This window comes from Obesumbacterium proteus, assembly GCF_001586165.1.
Classification (GTDB): domain Bacteria; phylum Pseudomonadota; class Gammaproteobacteria; order Enterobacterales; family Enterobacteriaceae; genus Hafnia; species Hafnia protea.
In genome coordinates, this window is sequence record NZ_CP014608.1 from 1,679,611 (window position 1) to 1,699,246 (window position 19,636).

Here is a 19,636-nt window from a genome sequence, read left to right on the forward strand (position 1 = left end):
AGTAATGGTTAATTACTTAATGATTTCATAGCAAGGTTCGTAGGCGGTTCCCGGCAGTTTCATACGATGCTGCGCGACAAAGCCTTGCAGCAGATGATCCATGTGCTGCATCATTTTTGCATCGCCGTGGATCTTAAACCGACCATGTTTTTCAATCTCGGCAATACCCACTTCTTTCACGTTACCCGCCACAATGCCTGAGAATGCACGGCGTAGCGCTGCCGCTAATTGCTCAGGTGGTTGATCCGGATGCAGATTGAGCGCCGCCATATTGGCGTGTGTCGGCTCAAACGGCAGCTGTAAATCTGGGGCAATCTTGATCGACCAGTTAAAGCTGTAGAAGTCGCCGGTTTGGCGGCGGTTTTCTTTCACTTTCGGCATGGCGCGCTTCATCTGGCGAGCGACCTCAGCCGGATCGTCGATGATGATGGTGTAATGCTTACGCGCAGTTTCGCCCAGCGTACTCATGATGAATTCATCCAGCACGCGGAAATAGTCTTCGCTCTCTTTTGGTCCCGTTAGAATCAGCGGTAAAACCTGATCTTTGTTTTCTGGATTCATCAGAATGCCCAGCAGGTAGAGCAGCTCTTCTGCCGTTCCCACGCCGCCAGGGAAGATGATGATGCCATGACCAAAGCGAACGAACGCCTCCAGACGTTTTTCAATATCCGGCATGATCACCAACTCGTTCACCAGCGGGTTAGGCGGCTCGGCGGCGATGATGGAAGGCTCGGTCATGCCGATAAAGCGGCTTTCTCTGTAGCGTTGTTGGGCATGTCCAACGGCGGCACCTTTCATCGGTGCTTCCATTGCGCCTGGGCCGCAACCGGTGCAGATATTCAGCTCACGCAGTCCTAGCTGGTTACCCACTTTACGCGCGTACAGGTATTCGATCTCGTTAATGGAATGGCCACCCCAGCACACAATCATATTCGGCTCTTCGCCAACGTGTAGGGCGCGGGCGTTACGCAGAATCGAAAATACCATGTTGGTGATATGCACCGGATTTTTGGCATCCAGATGCGGGTAGCGGCCGGTGTTGGTCATCTGTCCGTTAACAAACAGAATATCGCGCAGCACCGCAAATAGGTTGGCCTGTAGAGCGCGAATGATCTGCCCATCGACAAAAGCGTCTTCAGGCGGATTAACCAGTTCCAATTTCACGCCGCGCTCGCGGCGCAGTACGTTGATGTCAAAACTTTCGAAGCGCGATAGTAGCTCGTTGCTGTTATCGGTTTGTGCGCCGGAGTTAAGTACGGCGAGGGAGCAGTTGCGGAATAGGCGGTACAAATCGCTGCTTGCCGTGCGCTTTAGCATGTCGACTTCAAGCTGCGACAACAAATCCATAGACCCAAGCGGGCTGATATGTGTAATCAAAGTCACTCCTATACATCTACCGATGCGGTTACCGCGATGGCATCAGGAATAACGTGTCCTGTCTATTGTTAGGCGGGCTCAATTCCGTTGTTCCTGATACGTTTTGCTACTGTATTAATGCACGCCTTTACCTGACAAATTTAGCATTCCGAGCTGACGGCCTATTTATGCTCAAGGCCTGATAGGTTGCTTGATTCATCAATAGCTTATTGTGAACTCGTGCATTTTACGTCCTGTAAACACCTTACCGTTGTCTTTTCACTTTTGCCAACACTCTTACGTAAGCGCACGTAATGATTTGCCATTTTTGCGAGGCTTATTGGCGAACCAGTCGGCCTTTTGGTGCAACGAACGGTGTATTTGTGCGCCAAGGATTAATATCCAAGCCACCGCGGCGCGTATAGCGAGCATAAACGCTGAGCGTTTCCGGCTGACAAAAGCGTTGGATATCACAGAAGATGCGTTCTACGCACTGTTCGTGGAACTCATTGTGATGACGGAAAGAAACCAGATAACGCAGCAGCGCTTCACGATCGATGGCCGGACCGCGGTATTGAATCATCACAGAACCCCAATCAGGCTGATGAGTGATTAAACAGTTGGATTTCAGCAAATGGCTCACCAACGTTTCTTCGACCACGTTCTGTTGATCGGCGGCGTTCTTGAGAAGTTCAGCGTCAAACTCGTAGTTATCGATTTCAATATCGAGATTATCGATGCATTCACCACTGAAGGCGGCGATCGGCTGGCCTTCAACGTCATCAAGCTTCATCAGCTGTACGCATACATCGCCCTGCGCACAGTGCGATAAGTCGCGCTGGAGCGTGGTTTGCACGTCATCCCAGTTAGCGAAGCGCGTTTGGTTGAAGCTGTTGAGATAGAGTTTAAAGCTTTTTGACTCAATCAAATTCTGGCTAAAGGCATCCAATTCCACATCGGCTATGGCAACCTGCGGCAGGCCTTTGGCGTTAAGCCATGAGAGCTCATAAAGCGTCCAAATATCGCCGCCGGTGAAAGGCAGTGAATCAGGATAAAGTCCCAGTAGTTCACGATTCATACTGCGAGGAACGGGCTGAAGCAGTGATGCGTCGTAGCTGTCGCGGTATTCAGTGGCTTTGCCGAGCGTTAAGCCAGCAAGGGCCTGATGATCTTGGTATGACATTATGTGGCCTATATTCGAATAAGAACGGTACAATCAGTGAATACCCTACAGTTTACCTTAGTGAGAGAAAACATGGTGCATGATGTTTCTGCCGCGCTAGCGGAGTTTACCCAGCGTTTTATTGATAACTGGCAGCGTGAAAGCGGTGATTTCCCCTATAGCGAAGCATTATATGGTGTCGCATCACCCTGCGTAGTGCATACCGACAACGAGAAAGTATATTGGAAACCGCAGCCAGCGACCGTTTCTGATGGCCTAAGCGGTATTTCCCGCGCTTTAGATATTCAGCTGCATGAGGATGTCGAACCCTTTTTCACCTCGCAGTATGCGGGTGATATGAGCGCGGTATTGGGGGATTTAGCACTAGATCTGGTGCAGGTTTGGAGCGAGGATGATCTACAGCGCCTACAAGAAAATCAGATCGGTCATTTAGTCACTCAAAGGCGGTTAAAGCTCTCTCCAACGCTCTTTCTCGCCACCACGGATTCCGAGCTACAGCTGATCTCGCTGTGTAATCTTACCGGCAATGTTCTGCTTGAACAGTTCGGCAGTAAACAGCGTGAAGTGTTGGCCGAATCGCTGTCAGAATTCCTGTCTCGCCTACAACCTGTCGTTATTAAGTAAATTTGGCTTACACGGCTGCCCGTCGCCGTGTAAGAGATCTCTCACAAGGTGTGTAGGATATATCGCTTATTGATGCAGATATTGTGTAAGCTGATTTTATTTTTTGTATAAAATTCAAAGAATAAAAATTTTATTTTGTACTCCTTCAGCGTGTAAGCCAACTGTGAGCCAATTAGGTTCATTGTTTTAAGCCTAAGAATAGGCGATATTAGCTTCACCGGAAGGGAAGACGGTTGGAGCAGGACACATCAGGATGATGTTGCTTCAGGATGAAGCGAAGGACACACTCAGGAAGAGTGATAAAGGATGTGCCACAGGATGTTGGCCAAGGATACTTCAGGATGAAGTCAGGGACACCTCCAGGACGGAGATTGAGAGCCAGTTAGGATAACAGGCGGGTCAGGAAGACTGAGGAACAGCATCAGGATGATGCAGGATGAAACGTCAGGATGAAAGTTGGACGATACGACGGATTGTCGGGAAATGGATAGCCATAAGGAAAAGTTTTCACGGATGAGCAGGGAGCACAATGAGTAGCTGGATTGCTATAAAACGAACCGGGCGTACTGTGTAAAAACAGTACGCCCTTTTTTTTTGCTCATAGACAACGCTTTTTATCCCCTATCAATGATTTAGCACCTTCTTACTGAATACACCGCGAAGCTAAAGCGATATGTGTCTTACTGCCCATAAAGCGCTTAACCACGTTAGGCTATTGGGACGTGCGCGCTTCGATGCTATCCTTTGCCCCCATTTTATATCCCGCCTGTAGACATAAGTGAGAAAAGCATGAGTGAATACGCTGAAGTCAGACAGCATTTGCTGAAAATAGAGCAACAGTTAGACAGCCTTGATTTGTCTCAAGAATGTGCGCCTGATGCTCAGGCTTTTGAGAGCCAAGAGCCTTTTTGCGTGGACACTATGAGCCCTGAGCAGTGGCTGCAATGGATCCTGTTACCGCGCATGTTTGCGCTGATTGATAACAGTGCGCCATTACCGCGCCGTTTCGCTATTGCCCCTTATTTCGAAGTGGCGTTCAAAGAGCGCTTGCTGGAAGTTCAGCCGCTGATCGTCCTGCTCCAAGAGCTGGACAATATGCTGAATCAAGAAGACGCCAATTAATGCTGAATATTATCTATCAGGATGAACATCTGGTTGCGGTGAATAAGCCGGCGGGCTGGCTGGTTCACCGTAGCTGGCTTGACCGTCATGAAACCGTGTTTGTCATGCAAACGCTGCGCGATCAGATTGGTCAGCATGTGTTTCCGGTACATCGCCTCGATCGCCCAACGTCTGGCGTGCTACTGATGGCGCTTTCCAGCGACGTTGCCCGCATGCTGTCGGAACAGTTTGAGCAGCGTGAGATGAATAAGACCTATCATGCGGTGGTACGCGGCTACCTTGAAGGGGAAGCGGTAATTGATTATGCGTTAACGCCAGAGCTGGACAAGATTGCTGATAAGTTTGCCGATCCTGATAAAGCGCCACAGACGGCGGTGAGTCATTACCGTTCGTTAGCAACGGTTGAAATGCCGGTTGCCGTTGGTAAGTACCAAACCGCACGTTACAGTCTGGTAGAGTTAAAGCCAGAAACCGGTCGTAAGCATCAGCTACGCCGTCATATGTCACATTTACGCCATCCGATTATTGGCGATACCAAACACGGCGACCTGCGCCAAAATCGCGCCATGGCGCAGCATTTCTCTTGCTCTGGTTTGATGCTGCATGCGAGCGAGTTGTGTCTCGGTCATCCGGTGACCGGAGAGCCGCTCTGTTTGCAGGCTGGGCTTGACGATCGCTGGCAACGCATGATGTCGCACTTTGGCTGGCAAAGTTATCTCCCTTATCTTGAAAGGGTTGAGTTTCCAGAGAGTTGCGTTCACGATAACCAAAATGACGTCAGCGTAAATTCTTAAGAAAAGGGAAAACATCATGGCTCAGGTTGGTATTTTCGTTGGAACGGTATACGGCAACGCATTGATGGCGGCGGAAGAGGCTGAAAACATCCTCAAAGCGCAAGGACATGAAGTCAAACTGTTTGAGGAAGGTACGCTCGAAGAGTGGCAGTTCTACCGTAATCATTATGCATTGATCGTAACATCCACCACCGGACAGGGCGATTTGCCAGACTCTATCGCTCCGCTGTTTCGTGCGGTGAAAGACGACGTCGGTTATCAGCCTGAACTGCGCTATGGCGTGATTGCATTAGGCGATAGCAGCTATACCCATTTTTGTGGTGCAGGTCATCAATTCGATGAACTGCTACAGGAGCAGAAAGCGACGCGCATTGGCGAGCTGCTGGAAGTGGACGCACAGGTTGATGCCGAACCCGAAGTGGTCACGGGGCCGTGGGTGGAGAAGTGGGGGCAGTTGATTAAGTAGGCTGCGTGTGTCGGTTGTTTATGAGGCCTTTGTGTAAGGTTTCGGTCACCAGTTTTCTGTGCGATATGGTGTAAGGTTTCGACCGCCTATCAATAGCTGCTTTCACATGTAGCCAAGTCGAAGGCGTCCGATGAGGGGCGCCAGCGCGCGCCCCTTCAATCCTCGCGCTTTTATCCGAGATGCCATCTCCGCGCCGGGTCGGCATGCGCCATCCTTGGCGCCTCCTCCCCTAACGCTAACATCCTGCTAGCGTTGCTCTTTCTCCCAAAACATAAATAAATAAAATCTTTTGAATTTGATTTTGACCTTTTCTGGCACGTTGTTTTTCAGCCGAATAGAGGAATGAAGGCTAGGATTCGCCGGCAGGGATGTCGGCGAAAGAACGGAGGAGCCAGGATGGCGATTGCCGTTCGTTCCGTTAAAGCCGGAATGACGAAATGAGGGAACCTGCGAAGCAGGCTGAAAAACGGTGCCAAGCCCGGATGCAAGGCGGCGGCGATTGAGCCGCCTTGCTTGACCGCTTTAATCCGTAGCTATATGGGAAAATATTGCCAATAAGCGGGCGAAATTTTCACAAAACAAACAGGGTATGAAGTGGACGAAATCTTTCACAGTTCTTACATATAAGATGCAAGACGGCGATTGATCCACCTTATTTCTGCGTCAACTTCTCCAGATCCGCCTCAATCTCGGCAATCTTATTCGCAACCACGCTTTCAAGGTGGCGCAGATCGTCCAAGATCTTGTGCTTCAGATCGACTTCAACCTGATCGCGTTTGCGGATCTGATCCAGTTCATCAATCACATAACGCAGGTTTGGGTTAATCTCGTGGATCTCTTTGTAACCTTGCCCCGCGTTATCTGCCACGATGGTTTTACGCTGGCGCGGATACTTAAACTTCACGCTTTTAGCAAAAAACTCGCCTTTATCTTTACGGAAATAGATCTTCAGAATGTCGTTGTTGGCCTCCTGACGAAGGCTGTAGCGGTCAATCTCTTCGGGTTGATTAATCCCCAGACTTTTCAGGTTGTCATACATAGCGGCACCTTTTGATATTTTTCATGAGAAGATGAAATATAGACTAAATGGCAGAACCGATTACATTATCGTCGACGTAAAGTGACGGATAAAAAAATAGCGGGCTCGTTGCCCGCTATGCTCACTCTCTTAGTCGATGCTGCGCAGCAGCTCGTTGATACCGACTTTACCGCGCGTCTTGGCGTCAACTTTCTTAACGATGACCGCACAGTACAGGCTGTATTTGCCATCTTTCGACGGCAGGTTGCCAGAAACAACCACGGAGCCAGCTGGTACGCGACCGTAATGCACTTCACCGGTTTCACGGTCGTAAATCTTGGTGCTTTGACCCAGATAAACGCCCATGGAAATGACTGAGCCTTCTTCAACGATAACGCCTTCAACCACTTCTGAACGTGCGCCGATGAAGCAGTTATCTTCGATGATGGTTGGATTCGCCTGCAACGGCTCTAAAACGCCACCGATGCCAACGCCGCCGGAGAGGTGTACGTTTTTACCAATCTGCGCACAAGAACCCACGGTAGCCCATGTATCGACCATGGAGCCTTCATCAACGTATGCGCCGATATTGACATAAGAAGGCATCAGCACGGTGTTACGTGCGATGAATGCGCCCTGACGAACGCTGGCAGGTGGCACTACGCGGAAGCCTTCACGCTGGAAACGTGCTTCGTCGTAGTCGGCAAATTTCATCGGCACTTTGTCGTAGAAGCGAGTTTCAGCGCCTTCCATCAGTTTGTTGTCATTGATGCGGAAGGAGAGCAGCACTGCCATTTTCAGCCACTGATGCGTGACCCATTCGCCGTTAATTTTTTCTGCGACGCGCAGTTCGCCTGAATCTAACAGAGCGATAACCTGATTAACTGCTTCACGCGTGATGCTGTCTACGTTAGCCGGAGTGATGTCTGCGCGGCGTTCAAAGGCGTTTTCAATAAGTGTTTGCAACTGCTGCATGCTGTTCTATTCCCGAAGTTTAATTGACATATCCCCCTCATATTTCGAGTTGCAGGTGCGTTGGCCGCAGCTCGAATTATTCTGGGTATAAATCTTAACAAATACATTACCCTTTATCGGTTGGATCGAGGGCTTCTGTCAACCGCTGAGCCAATTCTGTCTGCATTTTAATGCTTAATGCTTTACGTTCGCCGTCTGCCAGAATAAATAAGTCCTCAACCCGCTCGCCGATGGTGGTGATTCGGGCGCTGTGCAGTGACAGCCCCATCTCAGCGAATACTTCTCCTACCTGTGCTAATAGCCCCGGCTGATCGAGTGCCACCAGTTCCATATAGCTTCGACGTTCATTGTGCATCGGCAGGAAACTGACTTCTGTCGGCACGGTAAAATGACGCAGTTTGGGAGACGGGCGCCGTGTGCGTGGGTGGCGATAGTGTTGTTGCGTGAGCGCCTGTTCCAGCGAATGTTTGATGGTAGCATGGCGATCTTGTGCCAATGGGCTGCCATCGGGTTCGAGTACCACGAAGGTATCCATCGCAAAGTTATCGCGATTGGTGAAGATCTGTGCGTCATGCACGCTCAAATTGCGTCGATCTAATTCTCCTGCCACGGCGGCAAACAGATAAGGCCGGTCTGGGCTGTAGATGAAAATTTCAGTGCCGCCGCGAGTGGCGAGATGGCTCACTAATACCAGCGGTTTGCTGGCGTCATGTTTGAGCAGATGGCGAGCGTGCCATGCCAGCTGGTTAGGATTGTGGCGCAGGAAATAGTCGGCGCGGCAGCGGCTCCAAATGTAATGCAGTGCCTCCTCGTTGATATTATCCATGCGCAACAATGCCAAGGCCTGTAAACGGTGATGGCGCACGCGCTCGCGCATATCTGGGGTGTTTTGCATCCCACGTCGTAGCTGTTTTTCTGTCGCAAAATAGAGCTCGCGCAACAGGCTCTGTTTCCAGCTATTCCACAGCGTTTCATTGGTGGCACAGATATCTGCAACGGTTAGGCTGACCAGATAGCGCAAACGGGTTTCGCTCTGTACTTCGGCGCTGAATTGCTGAATAACGGCGGGATCTTGGATATCGCGCCGCTGTGCCGTGACTGACATCAACAGATGACAGCGCACTAACCATGAAACGAGCTGAGTTTCGCGTGAATTAAGCCCGTGTAACTGAGCAAACTCGATGACGTCTTGAGCGCCTAAAATTGAGTGGTCACCGCCGCGCCCTTTGGCAATATCGTGAAACAGAGCGGCGAGCAGCAGTAACTCAGGTTGAGGAAGGCGAGGGTAGAGCTCCACGCACAGCGGATGCCGCTGGCGGGTATTTTCATCCGCAAAGCTTTCCAGCTTCAGCAAGACGCGCATGGTGTGCTCATCGACGGTATAGGCGTGAAACAGGTCGAACTGCATTTGGCCGACGATTTTACCCCACTGCGGCATATAGGCCCATAAAACGCTATGGCGGTGCATCGGCAGCAGAGCGCGGTTCACCGCTCCAGGATGGCGTAATATCGCCATAAACAGCTTGCGGGCTTCGGGCAGATCGCACAGCGGCTGAGCCAGATGACGGCGAGCATAGCGTAGGTGGCGCAGCGTGGTGGAGTAAATTCCCTGTATTTCCTGATTTTTGGCCATCACATAAAACATTTGCAGGATGGTGACCGGATCGCGCATGAATGTTTCTGCGTCGCGCAAATCAATCAGGTTGCCGCGTAGCTGGAAATTTTCGTCCAGTGGCCGCGGTTTTTCGTTGGTTCCGAGCGCCAGAATCGCCTCGTCAAACAGCTGTAATAGCATTTGGTTGAGTTCACCCACACGACGAGTCATGCGGTAGAAATCTTTCATCATGCGTTGCTAAATTGGCGGTCGAACAGCAGGCGGTTATCGTAGCGGTTCAGGACTAAATGCAGCGCAAAACGGATACGCCACAGAAAACTTTGGCATTCGTTTAACTCATCGCGCTCGGCTTCGGTCAGAAAGCCGAAACCCACCATCTCATTCATGGATGTCGCGCCAAAATGACGATGGGCCACCCAAAGCAAAGTGTGGATATCCCGCAGTCCGCCCGGACTGGTTTTTATATCAGGCTCAAGGTTGTAGCTGGTGCCGTGGTAGCGGTGATGACGATCTTTTTGTTCTTGAATTTTTGCATCAAAGAACTGAGGGGATGGCCAGAATTCATCGCTGAAAATCTGTTTTTGCAGTTGAAGAAATAGCGCGACGTCGCCATAGATTAAGCGAGATTCAATCAGGTTAGTGGCGACCGTGAGGTCTGAAAGCCCTTCTTGAATGCATTCATCTAATGTACGGACGCTATGCCCGACTTCGAGTTTTAAATCCCACAGCAGGGTGATGAGTTCGCTGATACGCTGGGCATCTTGTTCGTTAAGCGGATCCTGACTCAAAATCAACAGGTCGATATCAGACAACGGATGGAGTTCGCCACGCCCATAGCCACCGACGGCGATTAACGACATGCCCTGACGCTCTTTGAATCCCAAATGAATCCATAGGCGCGTGAGCAACCGGTCGATGTAAAGCGTTCGGGCAGCAATCAGTGATTCAGCCGATTCACCAGCCTGAAATGCCGCGGCCATCCATTGTTGGAAGCGTTCAAGCGACAGCTTCAGCGGCGCACACTCAAGATCGGATGCGGCAAAATTGTCTGGAGAGGGCGGCTGGATCAGCGGCTCCGTGGGGGATTCGGACGTAGCTGAAGGTAAAATGGGCATGGGCATCTCCCGTTGTCGCCGAGTTAAGAACGCAGAACATAAAAAAAGCCGGCATATGCCGGCTTGAGATGATGACTCGCTCGTTAAGCGATGGGTTATACGTTCTCGTGAACGATAACGCGTGGGAGATCGGTCTCTTCCTCACGCAGTGTCAAAATCTCGCAACCGTTATCAGTCACCACAATAGTATGCTCATACTGTGCGGACAAGCTGCGATCTTTAGTTTTTACTGTCCAGCCATCTTTCATGGTGCGGATGCGGTAATCACCGGCGTTGACCATAGGTTCGATGGTGAAAGTCATGCCTTTTTGCAGTACTACACCGCCGTCGTCGGCGTTGTAATGTAGAACCTGAGGTTCTTCGTGGAACACTTCACCGATGCCGTGACCACAGTATTCGCGCACCACGGAGAAGCCGTGTGATTCGACGAATTTCTGAATTTCAGCACCGATAGTGCGCAGGCGGATACCAGGTTTAACCATTTTCAGCGCCAGATAAAGGCTTTCCAGCGTGATGCGACACAGACGCTCACCCAGAATAGTAGGCTCACCCACGATAAACATTTTTGAAGTATCGCCGTGCCAGCCATCTTTGATTACGGTCACGTCGATGTTGACGATATCGCCGTTCTTCAAGATTTTTTCGTCGCTAGGAATGCCGTGGCAAACCACTTCATTCACGGAGATGCAGACGGATTTTGGATAGCCGTGATAGCCCAAACAAGCGGAGATCGCATGCTGTTTTTGGGTAATGTAATCGTCGCAGATACGGTCAAGTTCACCGGTGCTGACACCAGGAACAACGTAAGGCTCGATGATTTCTAGGATTTCCGCGGCCAGTCGTCCAGCCACGCGCATTTTTTCGATTTGTTCAGGTGTTTTTATTGAAATTGCCATGAAGTATGTGTCCGCAGGTGTCGTGAAATCGACAATGAGAATCAATTGCTGAACATGGTAACAGTCCTCGGAACCGCTGCCAAATCCTACGATAGCCGTGGGCTCAAAATGCAACAAAAGGTGGAGTCTGTAGCTCGTTTATGGTATAAAGCGCGCCGCAGTTCCTATATCTTCTGTTTCTTTTGTTCAATAGAACGGGGCGTTGGTAAGGAAGCTGTAAATCTCAATTGTGTTATTTGTATTCTTTGCAAAGAAACGACAACAACACACACATATCGGCACGTGCGCCGGGGTGCCTTGCAGGATGAGTCTTCGGACAATGCCTTGCCGGGTCGGCTCATGGGATATGTGGAGGCTTAACCCCAAACTTTATATAGAGGTTTAATCATGGCAACTGTTTCCATGCGCGACATGCTCAAGGCTGGTGTTCACTTTGGTCACCAGACCCGTTACTGGAACCCGAAAATGAAGCCTTTCATCTTCGGTGCTCGTAACAAGGTTCACATCATCAACCTTGAAAAAACTGTTCCAATGTTCAACGAAGCTCTGGCTGAGTTGCAGAAGATTTCTGCTCGTAAAGGCAAAATCCTGTTCGTTGGTACTAAACGCGCTGCAAGCGAAGCGGTAAAAGAAGCTGCGAACAGCTGCGATCAGTTCTTCGTGAACCATCGCTGGTTGGGTGGCATGCTGACTAACTGGAAAACCGTTCGTCAGAGCATCAAGCGTCTGAAAGATCTGGAAGTTCAGTCTCAGGATGGCACTTTCGGTAAGCTGACCAAAAAAGAAGTTCTGATGCGCAATCGTGAACTGGCCAAGCTGGAAAACAGTCTGGGCGGTATCAAAGACATGGGCGGCTTGCCTGACGCTCTGTTCGTCGTTGATGCTGATCACGAACACATCGCGATTAAAGAAGCCAACAACCTGGGTATCCCGGTATTCTCTATCGTTGATACCAACTCCGATCCGGACGGCGTTGACTTCGTTATCCCTGGTAACGATGACGCAATCCGTGCAGTAAACCTGTACCTGAGCGCTGTAGCGGCAACTGTCCGTGAAGGCCGTTCTCAGGATCTGGTTTCCCAAGCGGAAGAAAGCTTCGTAGAAGCTGAATAATAAGGCAAGCTCAAAATTTGAGCCCTTATTAACCAGGTATTAAAATATGTTGGTTAGGGGGCCTTTATGGCCCCCCTTTCTTTGTAAAAATCGCCTTTCACATCACGGCGATATAAAGAACCAATCCCTAGACGAGAGAACCTGTCTCCGTGAGGTTCGCTCTTCACGACGAGACCACCGAGGAAAATACAATGGCTGATATTACCGCCGCCCTGGTAAAAGAACTGCGTGAACGTACTGGCGCAGGCATGATGGATTGTAAGAAAGCGCTGACCGAGGCCCAAGGCGACATCGAGCTGGCAATCGAAAACATGCGTAAATCTGGCGCGATCAAAGCGGCGAAAAAAGCAGGCAACGTTGCTGCTGATGGCGTGATCAAAACCAAGATTGAAGGCAACTACGGTGTGATTCTGGAAGTTAACTGCCAGACTGACTTCGTTGCTAAAGACGGTGGTTTCCAGGCATTCGCTGAGAAAGTGCTGGACGCTGCGTTTGCAGGCAAAATCACCGACGTTGAAGTACTGAAAGCACAGTTCGAAGAAGAGCGTGTTGCACTGGTTGCTAAAATCGGTGAAAACATCAACATCCGTCGCGTTTCTTCTCTGGAAGGCGATGTACTGGCTAGCTACCTGCACGGTGCTCGCATTGGTGTTCTGGTTGCCGCTACTGGCGCTGATGAAGAACTGGCTAAGCAACTGGCAATGCACGTTGCTGCAAGCAAGCCTGAATTCGTTAAACCAGAAGACGTTTCTGCTGAAGTTGTAGAAAAAGAGTACCAGGTTCAGCTGGACATCGCGATGCAGTCTGGTAAGCCGAAAGAAATCGCAGAGAAAATGGTTGAAGGCCGCATGAAGAAATTCACCGGCGAAGTTTCTCTGACTGGTCAAGCTTTCGTTATGGACCCAAGCAAAACTGTTGGTCAGCTGCTGAAAGAGCACAATGCTGACGTTACCAATTTCATCCGCTTCGAAGTGGGTGAAGGTATCGAAAAAGCGACCGTAGACTTTGCTGCAGAAGTTGCTTCAATGACTAAAGGCGCTTAATTGCCTTCAAATGGAACCGCCGCAGGGTGGTTCCATTGTTTTATCTGGAAACGTTAGGCACATAGCCCTTAGCTAACGTAGAAAGGTTTACACTATTAAGTATCCCAGCCAGCATTAGAATGTATCCCAATGATCGGTTACGACCGTGCATTGAAATACCTCCGACTATTTATTGACTGCTTCTTAGGACAGAACACCATGGCAACTAACTCCAAACCCGTATATCAGCGTATCTTGCTCAAGCTTAGCGGTGAAGCCCTGCAAGGTGCAGAAGGTTTTGGCATCGATGCAAGCGTACTGGATCGTATGGCTCAGGAAGTTAAAGAGCTGGTCGAATTAGGCATTCAAGTCGGTATTGTCATCGGCGGCGGAAACCTGTTCCGTGGCGCAGGCCTAGCGCAGGCGGGCATGAACCGCGTTGTGGGCGATCACATGGGTATGCTTGCTACCGTGATGAACGGCTTAGCAATGCGTGATGCGCTGCATCGTGCCTATGTGAATGCGCGTCTGATGTCTGCGATTCCACTTAACGGCGTGTGCGATAACTACAGCTGGGCAGAAGCGATTAGCTTGCTGCGTAACAACCGCGTAGTGATTTTCTCTGCTGGTACCGGTAATCCATTCTTCACCACCGATTCCGCAGCTTGCCTGCGTGGTATTGAAATCGAAGCTGACGTGGTGTTGAAGGCGACCAAAGTTGATGGCGTGTATTCAGCCGATCCGGTTACCAACCCAGATGCAACGCTGTTCGATCAAATGACCTATCAGGATGTTTTAGAAAAAGAACTGAAAGTCATGGATCTGGCCGCTTTCACCTTGGCTCGCGACCATAACCTGCCGATTCGTGTGTTTAACATGAACAAGCCAGGTGCTCTGCGTCGTGTCGTTATGGGTGAGAAAGAAGGCACGCTGATCTCCAAATAATTTGGAGCATAACGGCGCTCTACGAACGTGATAGCCTTACGCGTCATTTTTACTCGATGAATATTGCGTCAGGCTTTCTTGCCAGTTACGCTTGATTGAAAATATATCGGCGTTTCTCATGATGAAGCGCCAGTTTAATTAACCGTTTTCAAGGGTTCGCAACGTGATCAACGAAATCAAAAAAGATGCTGAAACGCGCATGGACAAATGCGTCGAAGTATTTAAGTCAAACATCAGCAAGATCCGTACAGGTCGTGCTCATCCGAACCTGCTGGATGGTATTTCTGTAGAATATTATGGATCTGCTACGCCTTTGCGTCAGGTTGCTAACGTGGTTGCTGAAGACTCTCGCACACTGGCTATCACCGTGTTCGATCGTTCTCTGTCTGCTGCGGTAGAAAAAGCGATCATGGCTTCTGATTTGGGCTTAAACCCAATGTCTGCGGGCGCGGTTATCCGTGTTCCATTGCCAGCGCTGACCGAAGAACGTCGTAAAGATCTGATCAAACTGGTTCGTGCTGAAGCTGAGCAGGGACGTGTTTCTGTTCGTAACGTGCGTCGTGATGCGAATGATAAAGTCAAAGTTTTGCTGAAAGATAAAGAGATCAGCGAAGACGAAGATCGTAAATCGCAAGACGAAGTGCAGAAGATGACAGACGTGATGATCAAAAAGATCGACGCTGCATTAGCTGACAAAGAAAAAGAGTTGATGGAAGTTTAATTCCTCACCGGCTTGAAAAAAGCGTCGCCCCGGCGGCGCTTTGTTTTTTGGGCTATCCGAGAAACCTCAGGCTATTGCTGAAGACGGGCTAATTCTCATAGACAATCTGCCGTCTTAGTTTCAGACTGATGCATCTCCTGTTCTAAACAGTTATTCAGAAGACCCCTCATGAAGCAACTGACTATTCTTGGTTCTACCGGCTCCATTGGCACCAGTACACTGGCTGTGGTGCGAGCAAATCCTGATAATTTTAAAGTTGCCGCGCTGGTGGCAGGTAAAAACGTCGAAGTCATGTTCCAGCAGTGCGTTGAGTTTGCTCCGCGCTACGTTTCTATGGCTGACGATCATGCTGCCCAGACGCTTCGTCAACGCTTACAAGACGCTGGACTCAGCGGCATTGAGGTGATGTCTGGAGAGCAGGCTGCTTGCGATTTAGCCGCGCTGGACGAGGTTGATCAGGTTATGGCTGCCATTGTTGGTGCCGCTGGCCTGCTGCCGACGCTGGCTGCGATTAAAGCTGATAAGCAGGTTTTGCTGGCCAATAAAGAAGCGTTAGTGACCTGTGGACGTCTGTTTATGGATGCGCTGAAGCAGAGCCGCGCTCAGCTGTTGCCCATTGATAGTGAACATAATGCTATTTTTCAGAGTTTGCCCGAGGCTGTACAAAAGAATCTTGGCTTTGCCTCACTGAATGAGAATGGCATATCGCGTATTGTTCTTACCGGCTCTGGGGGCCCATTCCGCCAATTGCCGATGGGGGATTTCGCGGCGGTCACGCCAGATCAGGCCTGTGCACATCCGAACTGGTCAATGGGGCGTAAGATTTCCGTTGATTCTGCCACCATGATGAATAAAGGGTTGGAGTATATCGAAGCTCGCTGGCTATTTAATGCCTCAGAGTCCGAGATGGAGGTGATTATTCATCCTCAATCCGTTATTCACTCTATGGTGCGTTACCGTGATGGTAGCGTGATTGCACAGCTAGGCTCGCCTGACATGCGCACGCCGATTGCCCATGCGATGGCTTATCCTGCTCGCGTGCCAACCGGTGTTGAACCTCTCGATTTCTGCAAAATTGGCTCATTTACGTTCGAGCAACCCGACATGGTGCGCTATCCTTGTTTGCAGTTGGCGATAGATGCGTCACGAGCAGGACAGGCCGCGACAACCGCGTTGAATGCGGCGAACGAGGTTTCCGTGGATGCATTCTTACGCGAGAAAATTCGTTTCGTTGATATTGCCGCGCTAAACCAGGATGTATTGTCGTCGTTATCCTGTTGTGAGCCGCAAAGTATTGCAGAAGTCTTGGATATTGATCGCCAAGCGCGTGAAGTCGCCACTCGTCTGAGTGCGAACTTCCTAATATAGATCAGTTATTCCCTGTGTAGGTAGTTTGTGGCTGTTCAGGTGAAATGATATAGTTTGCGACAACTTTTGGCAGGTCGAGATGTTTAGAGTGCTAAGTATTTTGATTTTGCTGCTGATTAATTGGTTAGCCGTGACTAGTACACGGCTTTTTTGCGCATTAAACACTTGGTTATTTAATACTCGGTTCAGTTTGTGCAATTGATGTCGCATGGGCAAGGTAAGCTTGATGTTGTTGTTTACTTTCGCACTATGCTTTTGAGGAATTGATTACACGTATGTCTTCCACTCAATCACCAATGACTGACGAGATGGTCTGTGGTCCACAGCACGTCGCTATCATTATGGACGGCAATGGCCGTTGGGCGAAGCGTCAGGGCAAAATGCGTGTATTTGGCCATAAGGCTGGGGTGAAATCGGTACGTCGTTCCGTCCGATTTGCCGTTAGCCATGGCATCAAGGCGTTAACGTTGTACGCGTTTAGTAGTGAGAACTGGAACCGTCCAGCACAGGAAGTCAGTGCGCTAATGGAGCTCTTCATTCGGGCATTAGACGGTGAAGTGAAAAGCTTGCATAAGCACAATGTACGTCTGAAAATCATCGGTGATATCGGCCGTTTTAGCTCGCGCTTACAAGAGCGTATTCGTCGTTCTGAGCAATTAACTGAAAATAATGATGGGCTAACGTTAAATATTGCCGCTAATTATGGTGGGCGATGGGATATCATGCAGGGCGTGAAAACGCTGGCCGAGCAGGTTAAGGCTGGAGTACTTCAACCTGAAGATATCACTGAGGACTTGCTGAGCCAGCAAGTTTGCTTACATGAACTGGCTCCGGTTGACCTTGTCATTCGGACCGGTGGAGAGCATCGGGTCAGCAACTTTTTGCTGTGGCAAATCGCATATTCCGAGTTTTATTTCACGGATGTGCTGTGGCCTGATTTTGATGAACTTACCTTTGAAGGTGCACTTAATGCATTTGCGCAACGCGAGCGCCGCTTCGGAGGCACTACACCTATCAACGCATCAGATGCGTCTTAGGGGGATCTCTTGCTGAAGTCTCGCATTATCACTGCTTTGATCTTAGTGCCTATTGTCATTGCGGCGCTGTTTTTATTACCTCCCGTTGGTTTTGCCATTGTGACCTTAGTCATATGCATGCTAGCCGCTTGGGAGTGGGGACAACTTGCTGGGTTTACATCTAACTCGCAGCGTATTTGGGGCGCAGTGATCTGTGGCCTCGTGCTGGCTGCGATGCTGCTGAGCCTGCCTGAATTTAATCGAAGCGTGCACCTGCCGTTAATTGCCGGTTCGCTGTGGGCATCCGTTGTTTGGTGGATTGTCGCGCTGTTTTTGGTGCTGTTTTATCCCAAGTCTGCGGGATGGTGGAAACACTCTCGTGTACTCAAAATTGTTTTTGGCGCAGCGACCATTATTCCATTCTTTTGGGGAATGATTGCACTACGCCAACACGGTTATGACGCCGACCATTATCAAGGGGCGTGGTGGCTGCTGTACGTGATGTTCCTAGTATGGGGCGCGGATTCTGGCGCTTACATGTTTGGTAAACTGTTTGGTAAAAACAAGCTGGCTCCAAAGGTTTCTCCGGGTAAAACGTGGGAAGGCTTCATCGGTGGTCTGATTACTTCTGCGCTAATTTCGTGGGGGTTTGGCTTGTACGCACCGCTTGCTGTAGTGCCAACTACGCTGCTGGTTTGTTCTATTGTGGCCGCACTGGTTTCCGTGCTGGGCGATTTAACCGAAAGCATGTTCAAACGTGAAGCTGGCATCAAAGACAGCGGGCATTTAATTCCCGGTCATGGCGGCATTCTGGATCGTATTGATAGTTTGACTGCGGCAGTACCGGTGTTTGCATGTCTTATGCTGTTAGTGTTTTACTAGTCCGCTTGAGACAGGGAGCTTACCAATGACCAATATACTCTGGAGCCTGATTGCGTTTTTAGTGGCGCTTGGGGTGTTGATCACGGTGCACGAGTTTGGCCACTTTTGGGTGGCTCGCCGCTGTGGCGTAAAGGTAGAACGCTTTTCTATCGGTTTTGGTAAGGCGCTGTGGCGTCGTGTAGACCGCAGCGGTACGGAATATGTGCTGGCTCTTATCCCGCTTGGTGGTTACGTCAAAATGCTGGATGAGCGGGTAGAGAGCGTTGCCCCTGAATTTCGTCATCAGGCGTTTAATAATAAAACGGTGTGGCAGCGAGCGGCCATTGTCAGCGCAGGGCCTATTGCTAACTTCTTGTTTGCTATAGTGGCCTACTGGTTTGTTTTCGTGATTGGCGTACCTAGCGTTCGTCCAGTTATTGGCGAAATTGTTCCTCAATCGGTAGCGGCTCAAGCAGATATTTCACCAGGATTGGAACTAAAGTCCGTTGCAGGTATCGAAACGCCTGACTGGGATTCTGTTCGTTTAGCGCTGGTCGGTAAAATTGGTGCGAAAGAGACGACCGTTGAAGTCGCGCCGTTTGGCAGTGACAATAAAACGCAGAAAACTCTGGATCTGACGCATTGGCAGTTTGAGCCAGATAAGCAAGATCCGGTGGTTTCTCTTGGCATTGTGCCGCGTGGCCCGCAGATTGAGCCGATCCTTGCCGAAGTGCAAAAGGATTCAGCGGCTCAGAAAGCAGGTTTGCAAGTCGGCGACAGGATCGTTAAAGTCGATGGTCAGCCGTTATTGAACTGGCAAGCTTTTGTTAAACAGGTTCGTGAAAGACCTAACGAAAGCATAGCACTTGATATTGAACGCAATGGAAATATTCAATCATTGCAGTTAACACCAGACAGCAAAGCTGTTGGTGCGGGTAAAACGGAAGGCTTTGCTGGCATCGCGCCGAAAGTGATTCCATTGCCTAACGAGTATAAGACGATTCGACAATATGGACCGTTTATGGCGTTCTATCAGGCCAGTGATAAAACATGGCAATTGATGAAGCTAACGGTCTCTATGGTAGGGAAACTAATTACTGGTGATGTGAAGCTGAATAACCTGAGTGGGCCGATTTCGATCGCGCAGGGCGCAGGAATGTCAGCGGAGTACGGTGTGGTGTATTACCTAATGTTCTTAGCGCTTATCAGCGTTAATTTAGGGATTATCAACCTGTTCCCACTCCCAGTACTTGATGGTGGTCACTTGCTCTTCTTAGCGATTGAAAAGCTAAAAGGAGGGCCGGTTTCCGAGCGAGTTCAAGACTTCAGTTATCGCATCGGTTCTATTTTACTGGTGTTGTTAATGGGGCTTGCACTTTTCAATGATTTCTCGCGCCTTTAAGGGACGGGATTTAGGTTAGGAAGA

At 49.8% G+C, this 19,636-nt stretch carries 17 protein-coding genes and 1 pseudogene; 12 read left to right on the forward strand and 6 right to left on the reverse strand.

What is annotated here, in order from left to right; translation table 11 throughout:
• Positions 1-12: 12 nt before the first annotated feature.
• Together ppnN and queF are read right to left on the reverse strand one after the other, a co-directional pair.
• A complete protein-coding gene (ppnN, locus tag DSM2777_RS07725; RefSeq protein ID WP_046458945.1) occupies positions 13-1,377 on the reverse strand; it encodes a nucleotide 5'-monophosphate nucleosidase PpnN in 1,365 nt (454 codons plus the stop codon).
• 316 nt (positions 1,378-1,693) lie between these two features.
• Positions 1,694-2,542, reverse strand: a complete 849-nt coding sequence (queF, locus tag DSM2777_RS07730) for an NADPH-dependent 7-cyano-7-deazaguanine reductase QueF (protein WP_156088279.1) — start codon at positions 2,540-2,542, stop codon at positions 1,694-1,696.
• A gap of 69 nt (positions 2,543-2,611) precedes the next feature.
• Between queF and syd the strand changes: the two genes are divergently transcribed.
• The 4 genes from syd to DSM2777_RS07750 all read left to right on the forward strand — a co-directional run bounded on the left by syd (position 2,612) and on the right by DSM2777_RS07750 (position 5,545).
• Positions 2,612-3,163, forward strand: a complete 552-nt coding sequence (gene syd / locus DSM2777_RS07735) for a SecY-interacting protein (RefSeq protein ID WP_061553601.1) — start codon at positions 2,612-2,614, stop codon at positions 3,161-3,163.
• Positions 3,164-3,952: 789 nt separating this feature from the next.
• Positions 3,953-4,285 carry a YqcC family protein gene (locus tag DSM2777_RS07740; RefSeq protein ID WP_061553602.1) on the forward strand — a complete coding sequence of 111 codons (333 nt, stop codon included), beginning with the start codon at positions 3,953-3,955 and terminating at the stop codon, positions 4,283-4,285.
• On the forward strand, positions 4,285-5,079 hold the full coding sequence (truC, locus tag DSM2777_RS07745; RefSeq protein WP_061553603.1) for a tRNA pseudouridine(65) synthase TruC: 795 nt from the start codon (positions 4,285-4,287) through the stop codon (positions 5,077-5,079). Before DSM2777_RS07740 ends, truC begins: the two co-directional genes overlap by 1 nt.
• Before the next feature lie 16 nt (positions 5,080-5,095).
• Positions 5,096-5,545, forward strand: coding sequence for a flavodoxin (locus tag DSM2777_RS07750; protein ID WP_046458950.1), 450 nt, complete (start codon positions 5,096-5,098; stop codon positions 5,543-5,545).
• 652 nt (positions 5,546-6,197) lie between these two features.
• Here DSM2777_RS07750 and DSM2777_RS07755 read toward each other — a convergent pair.
• The 4 genes and pseudogenes from DSM2777_RS07755 to map all read right to left on the reverse strand — a co-directional run bounded on the left by DSM2777_RS07755 (position 6,198) and on the right by map (position 11,164).
• Positions 6,198-6,584, reverse strand: a complete 387-nt coding sequence (locus DSM2777_RS07755; RefSeq protein ID WP_061553604.1) for a DUF3461 family protein — start codon at positions 6,582-6,584, stop codon at positions 6,198-6,200.
• A 129-nt stretch (positions 6,585-6,713) separates the two neighbouring features.
• Positions 6,714-7,538: a 2,3,4,5-tetrahydropyridine-2,6-dicarboxylate N-succinyltransferase gene (gene dapD, locus DSM2777_RS07760; RefSeq protein WP_025800229.1), complete on the reverse strand. Its 825-nt coding sequence runs from the start codon at positions 7,536-7,538 to the stop codon at positions 6,714-6,716.
• Between the two features lie 106 nt (positions 7,539-7,644).
• Positions 7,645-10,274: pseudogene (gene glnD / locus DSM2777_RS07765) on the reverse strand (bifunctional uridylyltransferase/uridylyl-removing protein GlnD).
• 89 nt (positions 10,275-10,363) lie between these two features.
• Positions 10,364-11,164, reverse strand: coding sequence for a type I methionyl aminopeptidase (gene map / locus DSM2777_RS07770; protein WP_025800227.1), 801 nt, complete (start codon positions 11,162-11,164; stop codon positions 10,364-10,366).
• A gap of 387 nt (positions 11,165-11,551) precedes the next feature.
• Here map and rpsB point away from each other — a divergent pair, with 387 nt between their 5' ends.
• From rpsB to rseP, 8 genes are all read left to right on the forward strand, one after another.
• Positions 11,552-12,277 (forward strand): 30S ribosomal protein S2, encoded by a 726-nt coding sequence (rpsB, locus tag DSM2777_RS07775; RefSeq protein ID WP_061553605.1) that lies wholly within the window; start codon positions 11,552-11,554, stop codon positions 12,275-12,277.
• Between the two features lie 191 nt (positions 12,278-12,468).
• Positions 12,469-13,320 carry a translation elongation factor Ts gene (gene tsf / locus DSM2777_RS07780; RefSeq protein WP_025800225.1) on the forward strand — a complete coding sequence of 284 codons (852 nt, stop codon included), beginning with the start codon at positions 12,469-12,471 and terminating at the stop codon, positions 13,318-13,320.
• A gap of 198 nt (positions 13,321-13,518) precedes the next feature.
• Entirely contained in the window at positions 13,519-14,244 is a 726-nt protein-coding gene (pyrH, locus tag DSM2777_RS07785; protein ID WP_061555353.1) for a UMP kinase, read from the forward strand.
• A gap of 163 nt (positions 14,245-14,407) precedes the next feature.
• The gene (frr, locus tag DSM2777_RS07790) at positions 14,408-14,965 is read left to right on the forward strand and encodes a ribosome recycling factor (RefSeq protein WP_046458953.1); all 558 of its coding nucleotides are present in this window, start codon (positions 14,408-14,410) and stop codon (positions 14,963-14,965) included.
• Positions 14,966-15,133: 168 nt separating this feature from the next.
• On the forward strand, positions 15,134-16,333 hold the full coding sequence (gene ispC / locus DSM2777_RS07795) for a 1-deoxy-D-xylulose-5-phosphate reductoisomerase (RefSeq protein WP_061553606.1): 1,200 nt from the start codon (positions 15,134-15,136) through the stop codon (positions 16,331-16,333).
• A 275-nt stretch (positions 16,334-16,608) separates the two neighbouring features.
• Positions 16,609-17,370 (forward strand): (2E,6E)-farnesyl-diphosphate-specific ditrans,polycis-undecaprenyl-diphosphate synthase, encoded by a 762-nt coding sequence (gene ispU / locus DSM2777_RS07800; protein WP_025800222.1) that lies wholly within the window; start codon positions 16,609-16,611, stop codon positions 17,368-17,370.
• Between the two features lie 9 nt (positions 17,371-17,379).
• Positions 17,380-18,231: a phosphatidate cytidylyltransferase gene (cdsA, locus tag DSM2777_RS07805; protein ID WP_046359633.1), complete on the forward strand. Its 852-nt coding sequence runs from the start codon at positions 17,380-17,382 to the stop codon at positions 18,229-18,231.
• Between the two features lie 25 nt (positions 18,232-18,256).
• Positions 18,257-19,612, forward strand: coding sequence for a sigma E protease regulator RseP (gene rseP, locus DSM2777_RS07810; RefSeq protein WP_046458955.1), 1,356 nt, complete (start codon positions 18,257-18,259; stop codon positions 19,610-19,612).
• Positions 19,613-19,636 lie beyond the last annotated feature (24 nt).

Coding starts and splice junctions, on each gene's coding strand:
- syd (WP_061553601.1), top strand. CDS start 2,612: ATGGTGCATGATGTTTCTGCCGCGCTAGCGGAGTTTACCCAGCGTTTT.
- DSM2777_RS07740 (WP_061553602.1), top strand. CDS start 3,953: ATGAGTGAATACGCTGAAGTCAGACAGCATTTGCTGAAAATAGAGCAA.
- truC (WP_061553603.1), top strand. CDS start 4,285: ATGCTGAATATTATCTATCAGGATGAACATCTGGTTGCGGTGAATAAG.
- DSM2777_RS07750 (WP_046458950.1), top strand. CDS start 5,096: ATGGCTCAGGTTGGTATTTTCGTTGGAACGGTATACGGCAACGCATTG.
- DSM2777_RS07755 (WP_061553604.1), bottom strand. CDS start 6,584: ATGTATGACAACCTGAAAAGTCTGGGGATTAATCAACCCGAAGAGATT.
- dapD (WP_025800229.1), bottom strand. CDS start 7,538: ATGCAGCAGTTGCAAACACTTATTGAAAACGCCTTTGAACGCCGCGCA.
- map (WP_025800227.1), bottom strand. CDS start 11,164: ATGGCAATTTCAATAAAAACACCTGAACAAATCGAAAAAATGCGCGTG.
- rpsB (WP_061553605.1), top strand. CDS start 11,552: ATGGCAACTGTTTCCATGCGCGACATGCTCAAGGCTGGTGTTCACTTT.
- tsf (WP_025800225.1), top strand. CDS start 12,469: ATGGCTGATATTACCGCCGCCCTGGTAAAAGAACTGCGTGAACGTACT.
- pyrH (WP_061555353.1), top strand. CDS start 13,519: ATGGCAACTAACTCCAAACCCGTATATCAGCGTATCTTGCTCAAGCTT.
- ispC (WP_061553606.1), top strand. CDS start 15,134: ATGAAGCAACTGACTATTCTTGGTTCTACCGGCTCCATTGGCACCAGT.
- ispU (WP_025800222.1), top strand. CDS start 16,609: ATGTCTTCCACTCAATCACCAATGACTGACGAGATGGTCTGTGGTCCA.
- rseP (WP_046458955.1), top strand. CDS start 18,257: ATGACCAATATACTCTGGAGCCTGATTGCGTTTTTAGTGGCGCTTGGG.